Annotated in this window: 6 protein-coding genes; 4 read left to right on the top strand and 2 right to left on the bottom strand. The window is 64.9% G+C overall.

Going from position 1 to position 7,209, the window contains the following annotated elements; genetic code table 11:
• Positions 1–466 precede the first annotated feature (466 nt).
• The gene (locus NCR39_RS29000; protein ID WP_250456244.1) at positions 467–3,139 is read right to left on the bottom strand and encodes an excinuclease ABC subunit UvrA; all 2,673 of its coding nucleotides are present in this window, start codon (positions 3,137–3,139) and stop codon (positions 467–469) included.
• Positions 3,140–3,324: 185 nt separating this feature from the next.
• On the opposite strand from NCR39_RS29000, the gene NCR39_RS28995 reads away from it, so the two are divergent.
• Positions 3,325–4,026, top strand: a complete 702-nt coding sequence (locus tag NCR39_RS28995) for an SDR family NAD(P)-dependent oxidoreductase (protein ID WP_250456229.1) — start codon at positions 3,325–3,327, stop codon at positions 4,024–4,026.
• Between the two features lie 4 nt (positions 4,027–4,030).
• Here NCR39_RS28995 and NCR39_RS28990 read toward each other — a convergent pair whose 3' ends face one another.
• The gene (locus tag NCR39_RS28990) at positions 4,031–4,858 is read right to left on the bottom strand and encodes a helix-turn-helix transcriptional regulator (protein ID WP_250456228.1); all 828 of its coding nucleotides are present in this window, start codon (positions 4,856–4,858) and stop codon (positions 4,031–4,033) included.
• A gap of 97 nt (positions 4,859–4,955) precedes the next feature.
• On the opposite strand from NCR39_RS28990, the gene NCR39_RS28985 reads away from it, so the two are divergent.
• The 3 genes from NCR39_RS28985 to NCR39_RS28980 all read left to right on the top strand — a co-directional run bounded on the left by NCR39_RS28985 (position 4,956) and on the right by NCR39_RS28980 (position 7,176).
• Positions 4,956–5,843, top strand: coding sequence for an SDR family oxidoreductase (locus NCR39_RS28985; RefSeq protein WP_250456227.1), 888 nt, complete (start codon positions 4,956–4,958; stop codon positions 5,841–5,843).
• A 141-nt stretch (positions 5,844–5,984) separates the two neighbouring features.
• Positions 5,985–6,107 (top strand): hypothetical protein, encoded by a 123-nt coding sequence (locus tag NCR39_RS29720; protein ID WP_284507398.1) that lies wholly within the window; start codon positions 5,985–5,987, stop codon positions 6,105–6,107.
• Positions 6,108–6,441: 334 nt separating this feature from the next.
• Positions 6,442–7,176 carry a Crp/Fnr family transcriptional regulator gene (locus tag NCR39_RS28980; RefSeq protein WP_250456226.1) on the top strand — a complete coding sequence of 245 codons (735 nt, stop codon included), beginning with the start codon at positions 6,442–6,444 and terminating at the stop codon, positions 7,174–7,176.
• The last annotated feature ends 33 nt before the right edge of the window (positions 7,177–7,209 follow it).

Genomic DNA, 7,209 nt, shown 5'->3' with positions numbered 1-7,209 from the left:
GCGGCGCGGAGGTACGCACGCCACGCCGCGCAGCCGGCACGAAGAAACAGCGCGAACTCACGCAACAGGACCTGGAGGCAACGATGAAGGCGCTGCATGAACACAAAGGCGGCGCCACGTCAACAAAAGATAACTCCGCGGTCAACAAACCGTGAAGTCCATCCACCCGCGCCCTGCCCGTTCAACCCGCTTTCTTCAACACTGCGTGAGCGCAAAAATCCTGGATAGATACGACATCTGTATTTGGCCCGCACCCCGACATTTGTATTTGGCCGTGACACTGATGTAGGTCCCAAGTTCAAATGTCGTGTTTCTGCTAAGTAGAGATGTCGCATCTTGCCGTAGGTTCGTGGCCAGACAAGCGTTTCCGGAGCGCGAACCATGACCACGACTGTGACCATCACGAGTCGGCGACAGATAGCTGTACCACCATGACCGACGTGACCGAATCCGACCGTAGCAACTCTCACATCGCTTCCTCACCACGCGCCGCTTCGCGCAAATAATGCGCCGTGCGACTCCCCGCATGCCGTGCGACGACGCCCGGTTCGCCCGCCGCCACGATCGTGCCGCCGTTTTCCCCCGCGCCCGGTCCGATGTCGATCACCCAGTCGCTCGCAGCCGCGACCCGCATGTCATGTTCCACGACCACCACGGTATTGCCCGCATCGACGAGGCCCTGCAGTTGCGTCATCAGACGGTCCACGTCGGTAGGATGCAAGCCGGTCGTCGGCTCATCGAGGATATACAGCGTGTCCGCGCGATGCGCGCGTTGCAGTTCCGTCGCCAGCTTGATGCGCTGCGCCTCGCCGCCCGACAGTTCCGTCGCAGGCTGGCCGAGCCGCAGATAACCCAGGCCGATGTCGCGCAAGACGCCGAGCGCGCGCATCACGGCGGGTTCATCGGCGAAGAAATCACAGGCGGCGTCCACGCTCATGCCCAGCACGTCCGCGATGTTCTTGCCGCGCCATTCGATTTCCAGCGTCTGCGGGTTATAGCGCGAGCCGTGACAGGTCGAGCATGACGTGTACACGCTCGGCAGAAACAGCAGTTCCACGCTCACGAAGCCTTCGCCTTCGCACGTCGGGCAGCGCCCCTGCGCGACATTGAACGAGAAGCGGCCCGCGCCGTAGCGGCGCTTGCGCGCGGCGGGCGTATCGGCGAAGAGCTTGCGGACGTGGTCGAACAATCCCGTGTAGGTCGCGAGATTGGAACGCGGCGTGCGGCCAATCGGTTTCTGATCGACGCGCACGAGGCGCTTCACGGTCTCCATGCCTTCGACGATCCGCCCGTCCGCCGTCGTTTCGACGCTCGCGAGCAGCGGGTCCTTGTCCTCGTCGCCGGGATCGTCGAGCGAGCGGCCGAGCCGTTCCGCGACGAGTTCGGGCAGCGCCTGACTCACGAGGCTCGACTTGCCCGAGCCGGAGATGCCCGTCACCGTCGTGAAGCAGCCGAGCGGGAACGCCGCATCGATGCCATGCAGATTGTTGCGCCTGATGTCCGCGATCCGCAGCCAGCCGCGCGCCTTGCGCGGCTCGCGCGACCGTCGCTCGCGTTCGCCGAACAGATGCGTGCGCGTCTGCGATGCCTCGACGCCGGCGAGTCCCGCAGGCGGCCCGCTGTAGAGCACTTCGCCGCCCCGCTCGCCCGCCGCGGGACCGACATCCACGAGCCAGTCCGCGCGGCGCATGGTGTTGAGATCGTGTTCGATCACGAAGAGCGAATTGCCCGCCGATTTCAGGCGCTGCAAGGCGGCGAAAAGCGCTTCGCTGTCGGCGGGATGCAGGCCGGCCGATGGCTCGTCGAGCACATACACGACGCCAAAAAGCTGCGAAGCCAGTTGCGTCGCGAGCCGCAGGCGCTGGAGTTCGCCCGATGACAGCGTCGGCGTGGCGCGATCGAGCGAGAGATAGCCCAGGCCGAGATCGGTCAGCGTGTCGATGCGCTCCAGCAATTCCGCCGCGATCCGTTCGGCGGCGGCGCGTTTCTCGTCGGAGAGATTGGGCGTGGCGCGCACATCGGGCGCGGCCTTGTGCGCCGATCCGCCCGCCGCCACGCGCCTGGCCGTCGCCGCGCGCCGCGCATCGCGGTTCAGCACGTGGCCGCCGGCATCGGATTCAGGCCATTCGCCGCGCGCGATCGGGCCGAGCAGTTCGGCCAGTCGGCTGAGCGGCAACCGCGAAAACTCGGCGATATCGAGTCCCGCGAAGGTCACCGACAACGCCTCCTTCTTCAGCCGCTTGCCGTGACACGCAGCGCAGTCGCTGCCGACCATGAAACGCGAGACGCGCTTCTTCATGAGCGCGCTTTGCGTGTGCGCGAACGTGTGCAGGATATAGCGGCGCGCGCCCGTGAACGTGCCCTGATAGCTCGGCTCCGCGCCGCGCTTCAGCGCCGCCTGCGTTTCCTTCGGCGTGAGGCCGGCATAGACCGGCACGGTCGGCGATTCTTCCGTGAAGAGAATCCAGTCGCGATCCTTCTTCGGCAAGTCACGCCACGGTTTGTCCACGTCGAAGCCCAGCGTCACGAGGATGTCGCGCAGATTCTGCCCGTGCCACGCGGGCGGCCATGCGGCAATGGCGCGTTCGCGGATCGTGAGGGTGTCGTCGGGCACCATCGACTTTTCGGTGACTTCGTACACGCGTCCGAGTCCATGACAAACCGGGCACGCGCCCTGGACCGTGTTCGGCGAGAAGTCTTCGGCATACAGCATCGGCTGCTTCGGCGGGTAGCTGCCGGTGCGCGAGTAGAGCATGCGCACGAGGCTGGAAAGCGTCGTCACGCTGCCGACCGACGACCGCGCGTTCGGCGCGCCACGCTGCTGCTGAAGCGCGACGGCGGGCGGCAGACCTTCGATGGAATCGACCTCCGGCACGCCCACCTGTTCGATCAGCCGCCGCGCATACGGCGCGACGGACTCGAAATAGCGCCGCTGCGCCTCCGCATACAAGGTGCCGAACGCAAGCGATGACTTGCCCGAGCCGGACACGCCCGTGAAGACGACGAGCGCGTCGCGCGGCACATCGACGTCGACGTTCTTCAGATTGTGCTCGCGCGCGCCGCGCACGCGCACGAAGCCCGTGAAAGCGGCGGTCGGAGACGATTCGGTGTTGCGAGGCTTGTTTTTGCGGGCATCCATGAGTCGGGCGGGCAGCGTGATGGCGACCTTGATCGAGAGCAGATGATGTGCCATCGCGTTCGCCGACGAGTCGCACCTGCAATGCGAGAAGCGCTCAGTCGCCTAAAATGCCCAAAAGCCCGGCACGTGGCGATAGTCGATGTGACGTCGCGACGCCCGCCTCTCACCCGTCGACCCGCATGGCCATGAGCACACTTCCCTACCGCAGCGCCCTCATCGTTGGTGCCGGGCCCGGCATCAGCGGCTCTCTCACGCGGCGTTTGCGCGCCGAAAACATTCCGGTCGTCATCGCCGCACGCAATGTCGAAAAGCTCGCGGCGCTCGTCGATGAAACCGGCGCGATTCCCCTGCCCGTCGATGCATCCGACGCCGGTCAAATGGAAGCGCTCTTCGCCGAAACCGAAGCGCGCATCGGCGCGCCGGAAGTCGTCGTCTACAACGCGAGCGGGCGCGTGCGCGGACCCATCGCGGAACTCGATGCCGAGGAAGTCGCGAAGGCGGTCGCCGTCTCGGCGCTCGGCGCGTTCCACGCCGTTCAGCAGGCCGCGCGTCGCATGATTGCCGCCGGCAAGGGCGCGATCCTGCTGACGGGCGCGACCGCGGGCGTCAAGGGCTACGCGCTGTCCGCGCCCTTCGCGATGGGCAAGTTCGCGCTGCGCGGCCTCGCGCAAAGCGCGGCGCGCGAACTCGCGCCGAAGGGCATCCACGTCGCGCATTTCGTGATCGACGGCGGCGTGCGCGCGGAACATCGCGCCGATCCGCCCGACGCGCCCGACAGCACGCTCGATCCCGACGCCATCGCGCAAACTTATCTCGATGTGCTGCGCCAGCATCGCAGCGCGTGGTCGTGGGAAATCGAATTGCGGCCGTGGGTGGAGAAGTTCTGAAGCGTCACGCGCTCGCGGCGAGCTGGCCGATTCGCTCGGCCATCGCGCGGTCGACCGGCGTGTAGACGATCATGCCGAGATCCGGCCTGCCATCGACGGAAAACGCCGAATATTCCAGTTCGACCGATCCGAGCGCCGGATGCTTGAGCCGCTTGATGCCGCCGCCTTCTTCATGCGTGTGCACTTCGTTGTCGCGCCAGAGCGCATCGAATTCGGGGCTCGCGCGGCGGAGTTCCTCGACGAGATCGCCGACTTCCGAGACGAGACCCGCGCGCGCCACATCCGCCCTGAACGCGCCGACGACGAAGCGCGCGACGCTTTCCCAGTCGTGCTGACGCGCGCGCACATCGGGATTGCGGAACAGGAACCGCAGGATATTGCGCTCGCCGGGCGGCAGCGCGCTGTAATCGGTCAGCACGACGGCCGCCGCGCGATTCCACGCGACGACGTCCCACGTCGGCGTCTTGACGATCGCCGGACTCGACTGCAATGAATCGAGCAGACGCTGAAGCCGCGGACTGACGCCATCGGCGGACCGGTAGCGGACTTCCGGCGGCCGGCCCAGCCCGAGCATGAAGAGATGTTCGCGCTCGGCATCGGTGAGCATGAGCGCGCCGCAAATGCGCTCCAGCACATCCGCCGACGGCGCGCCGCCGCGTCCCTGCTCCAGCCACGTGTACCAGGTCGGACTGATGTTCGCGCGCTGCGCGACCTCTTCGCGGCGCAGGCCGGGCGTGCGCCGGCGTCCGGCAAAACCGAAGCCCGCCGGATCGAGGCGCGCACGCCGGCTGCGCAGAAAATCGCCCAGCGATCTCGCCGTGTCCACTGACATGAAAACCCTGTTAGTCGCTTTAATAGGATGACGTCACTACTTTAACGGGATAAAAAAACATCGGATAGTGAACGCCATTCCACCAGGGAGCTTCACCATGCGAATTTTTTTGACGGGCGCGACCGGTTTCATCGGCTCGGCCGTGGTTCACGAACTGATCGGCGCGGGCCATCGCGTTATCGGCATGACGCGTTCGGACGCGGGCGCGCAGGCGCTCGAAGATGCGGGCGCGCAAGTGCATCGCGGCACGCTGGAAGATCCGGAGAGCCTCGCGCGCGGCGCGGTGCAGGCCGATGCCGTCATCCACACGGCCTTCGATCATGATTTCTCGCGCTTCGTCGAGAACTGCGAGAAGGACAAGCGCGCCATCGCCGCGCTCGGATCGGCGCTCGCGGGCACGAATCGTCCGCTCGTCATCACGTCGGGGACCGGCATGGGCAGCGGCGAGCACGGCGAACCCGCGAGCGAGGACGTCTTCAACACGCGTCATCCGAATCCGCGCATCGCCTCCGAACTGGCGGGCAACGCACTGCTCGATGCGGGCATCAACGTGTCGGTGGTGAGACTGCCCCAGGTTCACGATCCGTTGAAGCAGGGGCTCATCACGCCGCTTATCGGCATTGCGCGCGACAAGGGCGTCGTCGCTTATGTGGGCGATGGCGCCAATCGCTGGCCGGCGGGCCATGTGTCCGATGCCGCGCGTCTCTACCGGCTCGCCGTCGAGAAAGCGCAAAGCGGCGCGCGTTATCACGCGGTCGGCGAGGAAGGCATCGCGAGCCGCGCGATCGCCGAAGCGCTCGGACGCGGGCTGAAGTTGCCGGTCACGTCCATTTCTCCCGGCGATGCAGCCGCGCATTTCGGCTGGATGGCGATGTTCGTCGGTCTGGACATGCCGGCGTCGAGCGCGCTGACGCAGGCGCGCCTCGGCTGGAAGCCGACGGGTCCGACGCTCATCGCCGATCTCGACGAAGCGCGCTACGCCTGACGCGTCTTTCGCGTGGCGAATGCCTCTGGGAATTCGGGCCCTCGAACCGGGGCATCGCCATGCGGCTAACAGCAATTCAGCGCGTGCAAGATTTTCGCCGCCGTGCATCTTCTACGTAGCGCGTTGCAATCCACGAGCGTCATGAACCGCTCGACCCGGCTGACCGTCACTTTCGACGCGTCGCTCGCCAGCCAGCGTTTGATTCCCGCATGCAACATTTCTCGATTCGCCGGCGGCGGTGAATCGACGCGTGCCGTCTCATAGAAGTAATCGATCGGAGTGAGTTCGCAAACGTTAAACATCAGTCGCATTTCCTTGAATATGTTTAAACCGGCCTCAAACGCTCAAATAGCCGATTCATAAATGAATCAAAACTCGTATGTCTAAATGAGTCCATTTTTCAATTGGTCCGCTCGTATGATGTTTGGCACGGCTCTCGCTTATGTATGACCCAAGCACATGAAAACAGTCGGCACTGTCTGCGAGCGGACAGCGCGATAGTGCAAGGGGCCGGCCGCCACTTCAGCGATTCAGCAATCGCGAACGGAGAGTGGGCCGGAAAATGAGAAGCGCGAGACGCATAGACCAACGAGAGAGTATGTTGACCCTTCAGTCGGACCTGCACGGAAACCACTTACTAGGCGCACTTCCTGGACATGAATGGCAGGCGATCGCGTGCGATCTGGAGCTTGTCCAGTTACGCACGGGACAGTTGCTTTGCGACTCCGGAAAACGCATCCATCACGTCTACTTTCCAATCACGGCTGTCGTCACTCTGTTGCACACGATGGAAGACGGCGGCTGCGTCGAAGTCGCCGCAGTCGGCCGCGAGGGAATGACCGGCGTGCCGGTGCTTACCGGCGGCGATACGATGCCGACCCGCGTCCAGGTTCAAGGCGCAGGGTCCGCTTATCGCATGAGCGCGAACGCGCTGCGTCAGCACTTCGGCCGTTCCGACTTCCTGCGGCGCATCACGCTCCTGTATATGCAGGCGCTTTTGACGCAGGTGGCGCAGACGGCTGCGTGCAATCGTCACCATACGCTCAGCAAGCAGCTTTGCCGCTGGCTGCTCATTCAGTCCGATCGCACCCGGTCGGACGAAATGCGCGTGACGCAACAACTGATCGCCGACATGCTGGGCGTGCGTCGCGAAGGCGTCACCGAGGCCGCCGGGAAGTTGCATGATGCAGGGCTCGTCCATAACAGCCGCGGCTGCATCAAGGTGCTGGACCGCGCCGCACTGGAGGCCAACGCCTGCGAGTGCTATGGCATCGTCAAGCGCGAGTTCGACCGGATGCTGCCGCGAATGCGTCAGACCGAGGAGCTTGTGTGACGAGGAAAGTCGGTTTCGGAAAGTGACCGGCTT

The organism is Caballeronia sp. ATUFL_M2_KS44 (genome assembly GCF_023630965.1).
Lineage (GTDB): Bacteria > Pseudomonadota > Gammaproteobacteria > Burkholderiales > Burkholderiaceae > Caballeronia > Caballeronia concitans.
The sequence above is the reverse complement of the archived record's forward strand: the minus strand, read 5'-3'. Positions and strand labels throughout refer to the sequence as shown.